This is a genomic window from Desulfoluna spongiiphila, assembly GCF_900101345.1.
Lineage (GTDB): Bacteria > Desulfobacterota > Desulfobacteria > Desulfobacterales > Desulfolunaceae > Desulfoluna > Desulfoluna spongiiphila.
Map to the genome: position 1 here is coordinate 21,803 of NZ_FMUX01000030.1, position 16,576 is coordinate 38,378.

Below are 16,576 nucleotides of genomic sequence, written 5' to 3' on the forward strand. Positions count from 1 at the left end.
GCCCCCACCGGTTATAAATGAGAGCGTAATCCGGGTTAACATATCAACTGGCCAAAAAAAATTCAACGAAAAATTATGCTCTTATCTCAGCCACGACCTTGGCCATCATTTCCACCACTTCGTCGATGCCGATGCGGCTGGCGTCCACATGGATCGCATCCTCTGCGGGCCGCAGCGGAGCGAGCTTTCGGCTGCTGTCATTGGCGTCCCGCGTGATGAGATCTTTTTTTACATCCTCGAAATCCAAATCCTGCCCCTTGGCCTTCAGTTCAAGGTAGCGCCGCTCTGCGCGGATCTCGGTGTCGGCATCGAGAAAAAACTTTACGTCCGCTTCAGGAAACACAACGGTTCCCATGTCCCGCCCTTCAAATACAACCGAGCGTTCTTCCCCGAGGCGCCTCTGGAGAACCGTCAGAAAGGCACGTACCGGCGCAAGGGCCGACACAGCCGAAGCACGCATGGAGATCTCGGGGGTCCGGATCAGCTCTGAAATATCCCGCGTGCCGGAGTAGAGCCGAAGGTCACCGTTTTCGATCTTGAACCGCAGATCAATGGTCCGGCACGCCGCTTCCATGGCCTCCTCATCATCGGCGGCAATGCCCCGCTCCTGTGTCTCAAGGGCAATACCGCGATAAAGGGCCCCGGTATCAATGTATCGGTAGCCGATCCTGGCTGCCAGCGTCTTGCTCACCGTTGTCTTGCCGGCCCCTGACGGCCCGTCAATCGTAATAACCAGTTCTTTTTTCAATATCTCTTCCTGTATTGAATCGTATCCCTGACGGCACACGTGCACAGGGCCCGTTAAACGGGCCCGAATCAGAGGGGTGGATGCCTTAAAAAGCAAGGGGCCGGCTCATCGCACTGACGCCCGGTCTGAAACATGCTTGCCTGCTGCAGCATCTTCTATATGTGAAAATGGAAAAAAAATGTAGCCCTGCGTTGCAGAATCTCCCTCACTCAGACCCTGTGACGGCGCCTGCAATGGAGAAAAAAAATCCGTTGTCACGATTCAGCGGATGCCCCCGGTGGCCCTGCATAGCACGAAACGTCACAAAATTTAACAAACAGGGCTTAAATAGGTTCCGCGAATGAGCTCGGTTTGATAGGCGAATGCGCTTTACCCCGAGGAACAAGGGGAAAAACGCATTCGCAAGCGGCTTTCAAGATGGCACACCTTGCCGCCGGAGGCAGCTTTTGGCGCCGAGCAGTTACAATCCGCTCTCGGCATTAAAATCCCACGGAACGATGCGCCAACACGCTCCATCTATATGAACCATCAATACCAGGGACGCACCGGAAACTGGGACACCACGATGCGGTTGTCCACCTTATGGATCCCCTTGACGCTGCGGACAATGTTTTCCGCAGAGACCCTCTCTCCTTCCGTGGGAAGGTACCCGGTGAGCATCACTTTGCCGCTCTCGCACGGAGACACCTTCACCGCGTTGGACTCGCCCATCTCCATCATCAGCATCAACTCGGCACGCTTGCAGATGGCCATCTGGCGGAACTCCAGCTTGATCTCGGGGGTCACCGGATGGAGGCGGTTCACTTCTTCTGCCGTATCGTGAATAAGCCTGACCGCCATGTCCTGGGATACCACCCGGGTATTGATCGTCAAATCATACACATCTGTTTCGGCAATATTGCGGTTGTGGAGGTACTTGATAAAGGAGCTGCGTTCCCGGTCGGACGCCTTGATGATGTCACCGGCCATGCCGATCTCGATGCCCTTAAACCCGGCGTAGTTGCGGATTCGCTCTTCAACGGGCGAGACCACGCGCACATTGAGGACACACTTGAGCCCCTCAAGGATAAACTGCCCTCCCCTGCCCACCACCACCACATGATCAGCGGCGGCCGCTTCATAGACCATGGCGGCGATGATGTTGCCGTACACGCAGTGGTTGTGAAAAAGCTTTTCAAACAGCTTTGGAGGACTCTCATTGGTCAGGGCCTCCACCTCTCGGGAAAAATGTCCGTCAAAGCCTTCGGCTTCTCGGTGAAATCGTTCCTTGTTGAAGAGTTGGTAGCCCTTCTCCTCGGCAAGCCTTGCGGCGATGGTACCGCCGTGGCTCCCCACCTGCCTGGATACGGTAATTACGGTCATGGCATCCCCTTTCGAAAGCCTCGGAAGTCCCGGCAGCTGATACACTCCTGGGTGCCGGAAGGAACCTCCCGGGGACAATCCCATTCGAATTCCTACCCTTGCCTTTCAGGACAGGGATGGCCTACACTTGAAAATCTCCATGAACCCTATCCAATCGAGGCACTTCCATGAAAAATGTTACGCAAAAAATCGCTATCAGGCAAGCAGATATCACCACCCTTGATGTGGATGCCATTATCAATGCCGCCAACAACTCCCTTCTCGGAGGCGGGGGTGTGGACGGCGCCATCCACAGGGCCGCCGGACCGGAACTCCTTGCCGAATGCAAAACCCTTGGGGGCTGCCCCACAGGGGAGGCGAAAATCACAAAGGGATACAACCTCACCGCCCGTCACGTCATCCACACCGTGGGCCCCGTCTACAGCAGCAAAGAAAACGATCCCATTCTCCTTGCCTCCTGCTACCGAAACAGTTTCACGCTAACCGCCGAACACGGGCTCTCCTCCATCGCCTTTCCGGCCATCAGCTGCGGCGTGTACCGATACCCCGTGGAGAAGGCCTGCGCCATTGCCCTGCGAGAAACAGTTGAAGCGCTGGGTCGGTACCCGGGTATCGAGCAGGTGGTGTTCGCTCTTTTTTCTGAAGATCATGTCAGGATTTATTTAAACGAGCTTGCAGCGATTGATCTATAAAATGACAGGGTGCTCTTGCGCACCCGGCAGATAAACCGAAACAGCAAACAAATGGCAACTATCCAGCTCCTAAAAAGCAGCCTCTGGCGGCAAGGTGTGCCACCTTGAAAGCAGGTTGCGGATGCGCCCCCCCATGTAACGGCGTAGCCGCAGGCGAAGACGGATCGCTTGTCGCGCCGTAGCCCATTGACGTTGGTCGAATGGAGACTCATTGACACGGGCGTAGGCAGATTCCTCGGGCCAAATCACATCTGCCTTTAAAATGACATTTACTCAAGGACAATTCGGCCTTAGTCATCGTTTCGGCCAGTACCATAAAAACCGCGAATTACCTTTGGTCGCCATACTACAGACGGAACATGTAATTCCGGGCATGGGTCCCCGGTCACTTGACGATACGAAAGGTGGCAAGTGCCGGACAGCAAAACGGTACAACCGACCCCTTTTCCCGGGCAGCCGGGGAAGACGAGGAGGTGCGAAGGACATCACACTCGGTACCGTCTTTCCCGCGAAGGCGGGAACCCATGTTAGTTATAGGATACTGCCGGGCTTCATGATGCGGGTGGTACGATAAACGCGAAGGTGGCCTTAACGATGATCAAGGTCGACAATTCTTAAGGCCTGTTTGTTAAACATTCTTGTCGCGCCGTAGCCCTTGGGCGAAGGAGGATTAAATGTTTAGCCCCTGACAGGGCCGCCGGAGGCATAAGCTGAATAGTTACTACAAATAAAAGGTTGGTGGCAGGATCGCCCCCTTGTTTGAACGGCAAGCGGTGTCGGCTTGCAAAGGCCAAGGTGCACAAGCACACCCTACTCAGTAACGAATTATCCCACATTACCCGCCCGTCAGCAAATGTGACGTCCCTGAGGAACGAAGGGACGGAGCATTTGCGAGCCTGGGGTCCAGGGGTGGCAAAGCCACTTTGGCTAATAATCCCCTGGCCGCCGGAGGCATGTTTTTAAATGCCCCCCGAATTACGTCTCCCGGGTACAAATCCGCAGGATAATACGGTCAAGGAGAACGGTGGGGTCTTCGGGGCTGCTTTTCATGGTGCGGTCGCAGTCGGCCAGGAGCGAGTGGATAGAGGTGAGTTCGGCCATGGAAAACCGGGCCGCGTTCTGCAGGAGCAGAAACAGGGGATACGGGCTCCCACCGCGGTTGAGAAGCAGATCGGTCTTCTTTTTGGACAGGGCCAACGACGCCTGCCACGCCTCCACCCTGCCGGCCATGATCTCATCGGCTGCTTTCACGGCATTGATACCGCCTGCCCGAAACTGGTTGTAGTCCCTGAGCCCTCCAAGGGAGCGGCCCTCCCGGCTCTCCAGAAAAGATCTGGCCAGAAGAAGGCGACGCACCTGGTTCACAAGGGCGGCCAGTACCTGGAGCGGATGGGTCTCGTTGGCAAGGAGGTTACGCACGCAGGAAAGGGCCATCCGGCCGTTGCGCTCGGAGATGGCACCGGTGAGTTCATAGATGGGATCCTGCTTGGTCTTTTTTGTGATGCGGCGGGCGTCATCATAACTGATGGTGGGATTGTCCCCCACAAACGAGCAGAGTTTCTCCACATCTCCCACAAGGACCCTCAAGTCAAAACCCACCATCTCCACAAGGTACCGAACGGCCCGGGGGTCCATCTTTTTCCCGTACCGGGACAGGACCGCCTTCACGGTCTCGTCGATGATCTTGGCCTGCTGGTCCTTGTCGGCTTTGCGCTCTCCTTTGGGGGCGGAGCAGTCCACGACGCTGCCGCACTCTTTAAACGCCTTGAAGAGGCTTTTTCGTTTATCCGCCTGATCCGTGGTGAGCACCAGGTGGTGTCCTGCGGGAAGCCCGGCACGGATGGCGCGTTCCACCATGCTCTGGTCGTCCATGGGCTCGGGAACGACGATCTTGTTTGCCTCGGCCCAGGCCGCCACCTCACCCGTCCACGGCGGCACCTGCCCGTCTTCGGCAAGGGCTTTCAGCTTGTCCAGCCCCTTGGGCATAGAGAGATGCTTGAACTGGAGCTTCAGCTTGGAAAGAAGCTGGGCAAGGCGCCGGGCCGCAAGCTGCATTTTGCCGTCATCGTAGGCTTTGGTGATCTTGGCAAGCTCTTTGTTCTCCCCTTTTTTTGCATAAAAGATGTGAGAATCCCGAACCACAACCACCTTACCGCTTGAAAAAAGGGAAAAGGTGGACACCTGTTCCAGGGCGTCCCGGAGTTCTGCGTCCCCTTCCACCACCTCGCAGCTGGAGTCTCCCAGGCCACCGGGAAGCAAGGTTCCCACCAGGGCCTTCAGGGACCGATCCACAAGGAACTCCTCCCCGTAAATCAGCCAGACCGGCGAGTCCGACGCTTTGGCCAGACTCTTTTGAAGGGTATTGTGCGCCAATTCAGCCACGAACCACCTCCCGGTGCGCTCGTTTAGACAGGATAAAAAGCATCACCGCGCCGGAAACACATAAGAGAACACCCACCTGCTGAGCCGGGGACAGCCCCAACAGATACGACCCCCTTTCATCTCCCCTGGCAAACTCCAGGAGAAACCGAATCACACCGTAGGCCACCACGTATCCCCAGAAAAGCTGCCCCTCAAATCGTTTCTTCTTCCGCACCGCCATGATCACCCCGAAAAGAGCAAGGTTCGCCAGGGACTCGTAAAGCTGAGTGGGGTGCAAAGGGGTATGCAGGGGCGCCAGGGAATCGGGGTTGGTAAAGGTCACGGCCCAGGGAAGATCGCACACCTTTCCGTAACAGCACCCGGCATTGAAACACCCGATGCGCCCTAAAAAATGGCCGAAGGGAAGGGCCGGGGTCAGGATGTCGATGCTCTTCCAGAAAGGTATCTGGCGCTTGCGCACACAGTAAAACGCCGCGCCCAGGCCGCCGATGAACCCGCCGTAAAAGACAAGGCCCCCTTCCCACACCTTCACCACATCAAGGGGATGGGAAACAAACCAGGAGAGATTCACGGCCACATAAAACAAACGGGCGCCGATGACCCCCCAAAGCAGAATATAAAAAATCAAATCGGCGATTTTGTCGGGATCTTCGCCGAACACCCTGGCCTCGCGTTTGGAAATCACCATGGCCGCAAGAAATGCCAGAGCCATCATCAACCCATAGGTGTGAACCACCACCGGACCGATTTTAAAGAGTACCGGATGCATCAATTCTCCTCAGGCATGCGATTGAAAAGGATATGAACAATGAGAATCCCCACACCGACGCAGATGGCGCTGTCGGCAAGGTTAAAGGCAGGCCAGTGCAGGTCGCCGATGTACCAGTCGATGAAATCCACCACGTTGCCGAACCGCAGCCGGTCGATAAGATTCCCCACGGCCCCGCCGAACACCATGGCAAGACCCGCCGACAGGATCCGGTGGGTCTCGGGAACCGTGTTGTATACCCAGAGAATAAAAATCGTGGCCACGCCGGTGACAAAAAGAAAGAAAAACTCCCGCACCGACTCACTCTGGCCGGAGAGAAACCCAAAGGCCCCGCCCGGGTTCCTCACATGGACAATATCAAAAAAACCTTCAATCAGAGGAAACCCGCTACCCACGGGCATGGTATTCAACACCAGCTGCTTGGAGAGCTGATCCAGGATCACAACCAAACCGGCCACCAGGATAAGGCGGGGCCACTTCTGCTTAAACCATGTCATCCAATTATCCTTTCAGTAATTAAAATCGTGCCTTCTATGGTCAAAGTGCATGGAAAAGCCAGCCTACGGCGGCCAGGGGATAAATCCCCTGAGCCCCAGAATCGGGAATGCTCCGTGCCTTCGTCCCTCAGGCCCTTCCCACTCCCTGACGGGCTACGCCCGTGGGTGGCGCCGCAGGTTGTCCGACCCTATGCATCAAAATCGCGCATGCTCACAGGGTCGTCTCTGGTGCATAGAATGCACCCTACGCGTTGCGGGCATCCCACCGGGACCGGGTTGACCCGGAAAGGATCAGCCACTCCCAAACGGGCATCAAGAAATATGTCGAAGTACTTCGGCCCGTAGGGTGCACTCCGTGCACCATGCCCAACCACCGGCCTGAATCATTCCCACCCATTCGGCGTGACCAGGGCGTCGCCTCTGGTGCATGAAATGCACCCTACGCGTTGCGGGTATCCTGCCGGGTCCGGGTTAATCCGCGAAGGATCAGACACCCACAGATGGGAATCAAGAAATACGTCGAGATACTTCGGCCCGTAGGGTGCACTCCGTGCACCATGCCCAACCACCGGCCTGAATCATTCCCACCCGTTCGGTGTGACCAGGGCGTCGCCTCTGGTGCATGGAATGCACCCTACGCGTTACGGGCATCCTGCCGGGTCCGGATTAATTCGAGAAAGATCAGCCACCCACAGGCAAGAATTACCCTCACCCCTTCAATGTAAGTGGCGTGCCATCTCCAGCAAATGTGACGCCCCTGAGGAACGAAGGGACGGAACATTTGCGACCCTGGGGTGCAGGGGATTTATCCCCTGCCCGCCGGAGGCATGCTTTTTATGCTTTTATTTTTTCGTACACCCTTCCGCAACGCCGCCATGCGCAGTAACCAAAAAAAGGGCCGGGGCACGCTTGCATGCCACCGGCCCTTTCTATTCAGCTTTTATACGGTTTAGGCGGTGCGGTCAAGGATCCCGCGGCAGCGGCTGCACAGGGTGGGCCGCTCGCCGTCTTCGCCCACGGAGGGGCTCCAGGTCCAGCAGCGCTCGCACTTGTCGCCTGAGGCTGAGGCGACCTGCACGGCAAGGCCCTCCACCTCATCGCTGACAAAGGCGCCTTCCGGGGCGTCTCCTTCTGCGAGGGTGAGGTCGGAGACGATGAGCACCTGCTTCAGCTCGGAAGAGAAGCTCTCGAGGAACGCCAAGGTCTCGCCTTTTGCCGTCACGGTGATGGCGGCGTCGAGGTTCTGGCCGATGAGCTTTTCGCTTCGGGCTTTTTCAAGGGCTTTGTTCATCTCGTCGCGCAGGGTCACCAGGCGCTCCCAGCGCTCGATGATCGCATCGTTTTTCCAGTGGGCCTTGGGCTCGGCACCTGCCATGAGGTGCACGCTCTCTTTCTTGCCTTCGAAATCGGGCATGTGCCCCCAGATCTCCTCGGCGGTGAAGCAGAGGATCGGGGCCATCATGCGGACGATGGCGTCCACAAGATCGAAGAGCACCGTCTGGATGCCTCGCCTTACAGCGGAATCCGTGCCTTCCACGTAAAGAGCATCGCGAACGATGTCAAAGTAGAAGCTGGAGAGATCCACCGTACAGAAGTTGTTGAGGCTGTGGTAGATGGTGTGGAACTCATAGGTCTCGTAGGCCTTGGTCACCCGCTCGATAAGGGTTGCCAGACGAGCCAGGGTAAACCGGTCGATGTCCCGCAGGTCCTCGTACGCCACCCGATCGGTGTCCGGGTTGAAGCCATCCAGGTTCCCCAGCATGTAGCGGCAGGAGTTCCTGATCTTTCGGTAGGCGTCGCTGAGCTGCTTGAGGATGTTGTCGGAGATGCGCACGTCGTCCCGGTAATCCGTGGACGCCACCCACAAGCGCAGCACTTCCGCGCCGTACTTGTTGATCACCTCTTTGGGCGCCACCACGTTGCCCACGGACTTGGACATCTTGTGGCCCTTGGCGTCCACCACAAACCCGTGGGTGAGAACGGCCTTGTAAGGGGCTTTGCCGGTCTTGCCCACGCTGGTAAGTAGAGAGCTGTGGAACCATCCGCGGTGCTGATCGGAACCTTCAAGGTAGAGATCCGCAGGGCGCTTCAGCCCGTCACGGTCGTTCAATACAGCGGAATGGGTCACACCGGAGTCAAACCAGACGTCCAGGATGTTGGTGTCCTTGGTGAAGGTGCCGTGGCCGCACTTGCCGCACACCGTGCCTTCGGGGAGCAGGTCCGCCGCCTCTTTTTCGAACCAGATGTCCGCGCCATGCTCTTTAAACAGGTCGTAAATCTTGTCCACGGAAGCCTGATCGGCATGCACCTCGCCGCACTTTTCGCAGTAGAACACAGGGATGGGAACACCCCAGGAGCGCTGACGGGAAAGACACCAGTCCGGACGGTTGGCGATCATCCCGTGGATACGCTCGCGGCCCCAGGAGGGGATCCACTCCACCTTGTCGATCTCAGCCAGGGCCTTTTCGCGCAGGCCCGTATTGTCCATGGAGAGGAACCACTGGGGCGTGGCCCTGAAAATAACAGGCTTTTTGCAGCGCCAGCAGTGGGGATAGGAGTGACTCATCTCGTTGTGTTTCACCAGGGCTCCGCAGGCGTCCATCTTTTCGATGAGCTCGGCGTTTGCCTTGAAGATGAATTTACCTTCGAACTCTTCCCCTACCTCCTCGGTGTAGCAACCGTTGTTGCCCACGGGTGAGTAGGGCTCCAGGCCGTACTTGAGGCCGGTGATGTAGTCGTCGGCGCCGTGGCCGGGGGCGGTATGAACGCAGCCGGTACCTGCTTCAAGGGTGACGTGGTCCCCCAGGATAATCAGGGAATCCCGATCGATGAAGGGGTGACGGCACACCTTGTTTTCCAAGGTTGCACCTTCGGTTTCAAAAAGGACGGTATAAGACTCTTTGCCGAAGGAGGTCATGAGCCCTTCCAGAAGGTCCTTTGCCACCACCATCACCTCGCCGTCTGTTTCGACGAAGGCGTACGTGAACTCACCGTTCAGGCACACCGCAAGGTTGGCGGGAATCGTCCAGGGAGTGGTGGTCCAGATGACGAAGGAGACATTCTTCCCGGCAAGGGACGCATCAATCTCCGCGGCGTCCCCTTTGAGGGGAAACTTCACGAAAATGGACGGTGAGGTGTGGTCGGCGTACTCGATCTCGGCCTCGGCCAGGGCGGTCTGGCAGCTGCAGCACCAGTAGATGGGCTTTTTGCCGATGAACATGTCGCCGTTGGCGGCAAACTCACCGCACTCCTTGGCGATGCGCGCTTCAAAGGGGTAGTTCATGGTGAGGTAGGGATCTTCCCACTCGCCCATGACACCGAACCGCTTGAACTCTTCGCGCTGGATGTTCACGAAGTTGCCGGCATACTCCCGGCACTTCCGGCGGATGTCCGCTTTGGACATCTCCTTTTTCTTGGATCCCAGTTTCTTGTCCACGTTGTGCTCGATGGGAAGGCCGTGGCAATCCCAGCCGGGCACGTAAGGGACATCAAAACCATCCATCTGCTTGGAGCGGATAATAATATCCTTGAGGATTTTGTTCAGGGCGTGTCCGATATGAAGGTTGCCGTTGGCATACGGAGGGCCGTCATGCAGAATAAACTGTTCACGACCCTTGGACTCTTCCCTGATCTTTGCATAGAGTCCGCTCTCCTCCCACGCCTTGAGCTGCTGAGGCTCTTTGGTCGGCAGGTTGGCCTTCATGGCGAACCGTGTCTGTGGCAGGTTCAGCGTTTTCTTGTAATCCATTATCTCCTCCAGCGTGTGGAACTTCTTAGTCGCACCAAGATATACTTTGGTCTTCATGAAATTAGTCGCACCATGCATCTCACCCCGATCAGTCCCAAAAAAGCAAAAGGCGAAAGGCAAAAAAAGTCACCGGACGCCCGGCTTCCCCCTTTGGTACCGCCCCCTCACCCGCGGGCCTGCGGGGTCCCCTGCACGGAAACATGCAGCAAACAAGGCCTCGGAAACCACTTTCGAGGCTGTCACATCAAAATAACCACCAACTTTATGGCATAGTCCCTTCCAATGTCAATGGGATTGCCCCGGTTTTAAAGGGCGAGGCCTCACCCACTCAAGCCACGGTGATGATAAACAGGGCCCGACGGGATCCCGAAAACGGAAGCTCGTAGCGAATCATCTCGGTTGAAAGGGAAATACCCCGGGCAGCAAAGTCGGCTTCGCACGCCTTGAGCTTTTCAAGGTCCTCTTCAAAGCCCTTGCCCTTCATGGCAATGATCCGCCCCCCGGGCTTTAAAAAAGGAAGGGCCATGGGCACAAAGATGTCCATGGCGGAAAAAGCCCGCGAGGTCACCACATCGTAGCTCTCCCCCCGTCCCTCTTCCCCGCTGAGCTCTTCGGCCCGGGCATGGATCGCCTCCACACCGCTGAGCTTGAGGGTCCGCGCCACGTGTTTTAAAAAACTGACCTTCTTCCGAACCGCATCCACCAGGGTCACCGAAAGGGAGGCATCCATGATCCGGGCAGGTATCCCGGGAAACCCGCCCCCGGACCCGATGTCCAGAAGCCTTGCCCCCTGCGGTATGTACGGCACAACGGCCAGGGCGTCCACCATGTGCTTTTCCGCCACCTCCATGGGGTCGGTGATGGCCGTCAGGTTGCACTTCCGGTTCCAGGCCAGAAGCTCTCCGGCATAGGTCGCAAGAAGGCCCGTTGCCCCAGGGTCCAATTCAACGCCCAGGCTCCCGGCACCCTTCACCACCTGCGCCGCCCATCTGTCATCTATTCCAGCCATGTCGCCTCTCTTATCTTAATCGTCTATCATGTGATGTATTTATTTTCAGAGTCATACCTTGCCTCCCATGGTTGAAACCGATGGAAAAGCAGCCTCCGGCGGCAAGGTGTGCCACCTTGAAAGCAGGTTGCGAATGCGCTTTACCCCTCGTTCCTCGGGTCAAAGCACATCCGCCTTTCAAACAAACGTCGACCTTAATTATCGTTTGGTCCATCGGCGTATTTACCAGACGAAAAAGCCGCACTGGAGTGCGGCGCTCCGTTTCGGTCGATCTTTCTCAGTTTTTTTTAAAGGTCGCGACCTAAACGATAGCCAAGGCCCAAACGGGATTCAAAACGAACTATAAAAACCTGTTTGTTAGACCCGTCTGTATAAGATCAGGCAAAGGCTCAGCCGCCGGCATACGCTGAATCGTTACTATTCGCTTTCATCATCCCCGAGTGGTGGAAGAGATCAAAAACGACAGACACGCCCTTCATGGTGTGTTTCCCCATATCGAGTTGTCACTCTTCAGCATGCCCCCATCCATTGATTTACGGTTGACAGGGCACGGCGGCTGTTCTTATATGAACTTACGGCCAGACGCACAGCATAACGCCTTTCCAGCAATCGCCCGGAATCAAACGAGAACATTCTTCACCCGAGGCAACGACACACCATGACAGAACATCCCAGAAATCCCTTCCTCACCGTGGACGCCCTTATCGAAACAAAGGGGGGCATTGTTCTCATCAGACGAAAAAACCCGCCATACGGCTGGGCCCTGCCGGGGGGCTTCGTGGACTACGGGGAGTCCGTGGAACACGCCGCCAGACGCGAGGCCCAGGAGGAGACAGGCCTTGACGTAACCCTTGTCCGCCAGTTTCATACCTACTCGGACCCCGCACGGGACCCGCGGCACCATACCGTCTCCGTGGTCTTTCTTGCCACGGCCTCAAGCACCCCGGTTGGGGGTGACGACGCCGCCGAAGCCAGGATCTTTGACCTGAACAACCTGCCCGACCCCATTGTCTTCGACCACGGGCGCATCCTAGCGGATTACGCCAGATTTAAAAGCGGGCAGGCTATCACAGAAATCTTCTCCCCCCAGGGCGAAGCGTCATTACGATAGCATTAATAGAAACAAATCATCATAACAGTGGTTCGTCACATCGCTGCCGGGAGTTGCCCCGAGGGACGAGGGACAAATCCCGGCGGTAACCTGCTTTCAAAGTGGCACACCTTGCCGCCGGTCACGCTTCAAGCAATCACCGGAAGCGATACAATAACCATGTGGACCACGCATTTCAACCAGGTTGTCACCGGTCAGGGCACCAAAAGCCCTTAATCCCCGAACAGCCACTGGAGGTAGCGATGAAAAAAATAGGCGTTCTTCTTTCAGGTTGCGGCAACATGGACGGCTCTGAAATCCATGAATCCGTCCTCTCACTCCTGTTCATCGACAAGGCCGGGGCCAAGGCTGTGTGCATGGCCCCCGACATGACGCAGACCGAGACCGTCAACCACCCCAAGGGAGAAACCACAAGGGAAACCCGACAGGTCCTGGCCGAAGCAGGACGCATCGCCCGGGGGCACATCCGCCCCATCACCGATGTCAACGTCGAAAACCTAGATGCCCTGATCATCCCCGGAGGGGCCGGCCCCGTCAAAAACCTCAGCACCTATGCCGAAAAGGGCCCTGACTTTGAGGTACGCCACGACGTCACCATGCTCATCCGCGCCTTTTACACCGCCGGAAAACCCATCGGGGCCATCTGCATCGCACCCGTGATCCTTGCCAAAGCCCTCTCCGCCCACGATCCCAAGGTCACCATCGGCGACGATGCCGCCACCATCGATAACCTGAAATCCTTCGGCGCTGCCCATCAAGCCCAGCCCGTGGACGGCATCTGCATCGACGAAGCCAACATGCTGGTCACTACCCCCGCCTACATGCGCGGCCCGGGCATCGCCGATATCGCCATAGGCATCGAAAAGCTCGTCACGCAAGTGATTTCCATGACGAAAGGGTAAGAGGGGCCAAGGGCTAAGGGGAAAAAACATGCCTCCGACGGGCAGAGGGGTCGCACATGCTCCCGACCTTCGTTCCTCAGGTCGATCACATGTGCTGACGGGCTTCGCCCGTGGATGAAACGGCCGTTGCCTTGGAGCGCCGCACTCCGTGCGGCATGAACAGCGACACCCTCTCCAAAAGCCGCACTGGAGTGCGGCGCTCCATGTTCAATGGAGCATGCAACGCTGGAACATCCATGGCAGAGGGCAAACCATACGCAATGGAAACAGATTGAAGGAAGCCACCGGACACCCAGACACAAGCACCGACTGTCCCTCCGAACCCCCGCCGCCTTGGAGCGCCGCACTCCGTGCGGCATGAACAGCGACACCCTCCCCAAAAGCCGCACTGGAGTGCGGCGCTCCATGTTCAATGGAGCATGTAACAGTGGAACCGCCATGGCAGAGAAAAAAAAAAAACCAAAGCACACAGATTGAAGGAAGCAACCGGACACCCAGACACAAGCACCGACTGTCCCTCCGAACCCCGCCGCCTTGGAGCGCCGCACTCCGTGCGACATGAACAGCGACACCCTACCAAAAAGCCGCACTGGAGTGCGGCGCTCCATGTTCAATGGAGCATGTAACAGTGGAACTGCCATGGCAGAATGAGGGTGTCAACACGGGCGCAGCCCGTCAGCAAATGTAACGAGCCCGAGGAACGAGGGCTCGGAGCATTTGCGAATCTAAAACCCTTCGTCGTGGACCTTGCCGTAGTCCAGTTCGCTTTGCAGATGGCCTTGTTTCTCTTCGGCGGGGTAACCGATGCCGATGACGGAGGCCACTTCAAGGGCCTCGGGAATGGCGAGGATCTCGCGAACACGGTGGGCAGCCATGCCCCCTTTGCCGTCGTCCCTCAGACGGATCTGGCACCAGCAGCTTTTCAGCCCCAGGGACTCTGCGGCAAGTTGGATGTAGGTAGCGGCGATGGCGGTGTCTTCCACCCAGACATCGCAGCGTTCGGGGTCGGCCACAACGGCAATGGCCAGGGGGGCTTTGGCGAGGAACCCGCCCCCGTGGGGTTTGACGGAGGAGAGGGCTTCAAGGGTTTTGCCATCCTGGACCACCACAAACTGCCAGGGGTTGAGGCTTCGTGACGAGGGGCTTCTCAGGGCCGCCTCCACGATCAGGGAGAGTTTCTCCCTTTCCACGGGGCGGGTTTCAAAGGCCCGCGCACTTCGCCTGTCACGAATAAGCTGCATAAACGACTGATCCATAGACCCTCCAGAAAAAAAAAGTAAGTTCGCCCCCCCCCCAAAAAGCTCGACTTTGCCGAGGCATCCGGGGAATGACACGCTTTCGCCTTGGTGCACGGAGTGCACCCGACACTTCGGTTTCCCCGGGGTGCGGGCTTGTCCGACCGGTGTCGCAGCACGCCCAATACCACCGGGATTAATGACACCAACCTAAAAAGCCGACAGCCCGTAGGGTGCACTCTGTGCACCGTGTTCGGGCCCCAAAAAAATTTCGATGTTGCCGAGGCATCCGGGAAGTCTTAAACAAGGTCTAAAAAAAACAGGCGATGGCAGAGATTCCTCCCTCTCCCATCGCCCGATTTTTTAAATTCTTTCTTATATCACGCCCGCGGACTGGCCATCGCTACTTCTTTTTCTTCATGGCAGCCATCAGCAGCTCGCCCATGGTGCCCATGGCCGCTTCAGATTTGCCTTTTGGCTTTTCGGTGTAACCCTTCCAGTTGGAAGCACCGTCGGCAGCTTCTGTGGAAACCAGGGTAATGCGGCGTTTTTCTTCGTCTACGGCGTCCACAAGGAGTGTGACTTCGGTCCCTGGCTTGGCCGAACTCAGGGCTGCGGCATCTGCGGCCTCGGCCAGTTTGGACTTCGGCAGCAGGCCGGTCACCCCGGGCTCAAGCTTGACGAAGATCCCGTAGCTCTCTTTCTTTTCCACGGTTCCAGCCACCTTGGACCCCACGGGGTATTTCAAGGCAACGCCCTGCCAGGGATCACCGTGGGCATCTCGCATGGAGAGGGAGAGACGTTTTTTCTCCAGGTCGATGGCCTTGACCACCACCTGAACGGTCTCACCCTGGGTCACAGCGTCTTCGGGCTTTAAAATCCGCTTGGTGTAGCTCATCTCGCTGACATGGACCAGGCCTTCGGTGCCGGGGGCCACTTCCACAAAGGCGCCGAAGGGAGCGAGTCGAACGACTTTGCCGCTGAACTGCTCACCCACGCGCATGGTATCCCCCACCAGCTCCCAGGGATCCTGGGATGCCTGCTTGACGGACAGGGCAATGCGCGGGGCATTTTTGCCCTCCACGGTATCGACCTTCAGGACTTTTACGGGGATCGTGTCTCCCACGCTCACGGCTTCCTCACAGGACTGCACGCGGCTCCAGGAGAGTTCGGAGATGTGGGCCATCCCCTCCACACCGGCATGAAGCTCCATGAACGCGCCGTAGGGCATCAGCTTGATGACCTTGGCCTCCAGGGTGTCGCCCTCGGACAGGCCTTCAAGGAATGCGGCCCGAACCTCTTCGAGCTCCGCCTCCAGAAGCTTGCGCCTGGAGATGACAATGTTTTTCCCCTCGCCTTCGATGCGTGTCACCAGGAAAGGAAAGCTCTTGCCGATAAATTCCTCGCCCTTTTCAACAAAAGAGATGTCGATCTGGCTCACGGGACAAAAGGCCCGCTTGCCCAAAAGGGAAACGGAAAAGCCGCCCTTGATCTGTTCGTTGACCTTCCCTTCCACCGGCGTCTTGCTGGAAAAAGCGTCGAAGAGCATCTCCATGGTCCCGGCCCCGGACATCTGCCTGGAGAGGACCACTTCGCTTTCGGTGGCGCTGACCACATACAGGGTCACGCTGTCGCCCACGCCCACGGTGAGTTCGCCTTCGTCGTCGGTGAGTTCCATGCGGTCCACCACGCCGTCGCTTTTCGTTCCGGTGTTGACGTAGACGCTGCTCTCTCCGATGGAGATCACCGTTGCATCCACTTTATCACCGCTTTTCAGCTCTTCACCCAATCCGTCGCCATACGCGTCCAGCAACGCCTCAAAGCTCTCCTCTTCAGGAATGCCCATATCACCCTTGTCGCTCATCATACTCTCCGACATGCCCCCTGGCGGGGGGATCTGGTTCAACCGGTATCTGACTGTCGATTACCTGCTTCGTACCGACGCCTTGCTCCCGTGCAGTTGCAGGGACGCCCCCGCGATTCCTCACGGCGGGCTTGCGATCCATCAAGGCGATGGTACGTGACAACACCCCGGTATGCGCGTAAAAAAAGAGCGCCTCACAAACAGCCCTTCGCCGCCAACGGCAGGCGAACAGCAACGTTTTAAGGCCAGGATGCCAT

Annotated in this window: 12 protein-coding genes; 3 read left to right on the forward strand and 9 right to left on the reverse strand. The window is 57.4% G+C overall.

Annotation, left to right across the window (positions count from 1 at the left end; genetic code table 11):
* Window positions 1-73: 73 nt before the first annotated feature.
* Both cmk and BLQ12_RS25185 read right to left on the reverse strand, forming a co-directional pair.
* Window positions 74-748 (reverse strand): (d)CMP kinase, encoded by a 675-nt coding sequence (cmk, locus tag BLQ12_RS25180; RefSeq protein WP_092215470.1) that lies wholly within the window; start codon window positions 746-748, stop codon window positions 74-76.
* Window positions 749-1,276: 528 nt separating this feature from the next.
* Complete coding sequence (locus BLQ12_RS25185) at window positions 1,277-2,110, reverse strand: cytidylate kinase family protein (RefSeq protein ID WP_175470064.1); 834 nt, start codon at window positions 2,108-2,110, stop codon at window positions 1,277-1,279.
* Window positions 2,111-2,277: 167 nt separating this feature from the next.
* On the opposite strand from BLQ12_RS25185, the gene BLQ12_RS25190 reads away from it, so the two are divergent.
* Window positions 2,278-2,802 (forward strand): O-acetyl-ADP-ribose deacetylase, encoded by a 525-nt coding sequence (locus BLQ12_RS25190; protein ID WP_092215474.1) that lies wholly within the window; start codon window positions 2,278-2,280, stop codon window positions 2,800-2,802.
* A gap of 975 nt (window positions 2,803-3,777) precedes the next feature.
* Here the strand turns inward: BLQ12_RS25190 and holA are convergent.
* The 5 genes from holA to rsmG form a co-directional block, all read right to left on the reverse strand.
* Window positions 3,778-5,184 (reverse strand): DNA polymerase III subunit delta, encoded by a 1,407-nt coding sequence (holA, locus tag BLQ12_RS25195; protein WP_092215476.1) that lies wholly within the window; start codon window positions 5,182-5,184, stop codon window positions 3,778-3,780.
* Window positions 5,177-5,953, reverse strand: a complete 777-nt coding sequence (lgt, locus tag BLQ12_RS25200) for a prolipoprotein diacylglyceryl transferase (RefSeq protein WP_092215478.1) — start codon at window positions 5,951-5,953, stop codon at window positions 5,177-5,179. The genes holA and lgt overlap by 8 nt, the downstream gene beginning before the upstream one ends.
* Window positions 5,953-6,450, reverse strand: coding sequence for a signal peptidase II (gene lspA / locus BLQ12_RS25205; RefSeq protein ID WP_092215479.1), 498 nt, complete (start codon window positions 6,448-6,450; stop codon window positions 5,953-5,955). Before lspA ends, lgt begins: the two co-directional genes overlap by 1 nt.
* A gap of 949 nt (window positions 6,451-7,399) precedes the next feature.
* Window positions 7,400-10,198 (reverse strand): isoleucine--tRNA ligase, encoded by a 2,799-nt coding sequence (ileS, locus tag BLQ12_RS25210; RefSeq protein ID WP_092215481.1) that lies wholly within the window; start codon window positions 10,196-10,198, stop codon window positions 7,400-7,402.
* 328 nt (window positions 10,199-10,526) lie between these two features.
* A complete protein-coding gene (gene rsmG, locus BLQ12_RS25220) occupies window positions 10,527-11,207 on the reverse strand; it encodes a 16S rRNA (guanine(527)-N(7))-methyltransferase RsmG (protein WP_092215485.1) in 681 nt (226 codons plus the stop codon).
* A 658-nt stretch (window positions 11,208-11,865) separates the two neighbouring features.
* Between rsmG and BLQ12_RS25225 the strand changes: the two genes are divergently transcribed.
* Complete coding sequence (locus tag BLQ12_RS25225; RefSeq protein WP_092215487.1) at window positions 11,866-12,318, forward strand: NUDIX domain-containing protein; 453 nt, start codon at window positions 11,866-11,868, stop codon at window positions 12,316-12,318.
* A 242-nt stretch (window positions 12,319-12,560) separates the two neighbouring features.
* Complete coding sequence (gene elbB / locus BLQ12_RS25230) at window positions 12,561-13,220, forward strand: isoprenoid biosynthesis glyoxalase ElbB (protein ID WP_092215489.1); 660 nt, start codon at window positions 12,561-12,563, stop codon at window positions 13,218-13,220.
* A 725-nt stretch (window positions 13,221-13,945) separates the two neighbouring features.
* Here the strand turns inward: elbB and BLQ12_RS25235 are convergent.
* Window positions 13,946-14,476, reverse strand: coding sequence for a nitroreductase family protein (locus BLQ12_RS25235; protein ID WP_175470065.1), 531 nt, complete (start codon window positions 14,474-14,476; stop codon window positions 13,946-13,948).
* 382 nt (window positions 14,477-14,858) lie between these two features.
* On the reverse strand, window positions 14,859-16,322 hold the full coding sequence (locus tag BLQ12_RS25240; protein ID WP_092215491.1) for a 30S ribosomal protein S1: 1,464 nt from the start codon (window positions 16,320-16,322) through the stop codon (window positions 14,859-14,861).
* Window positions 16,323-16,576: the final 254 nt, after the last annotated feature.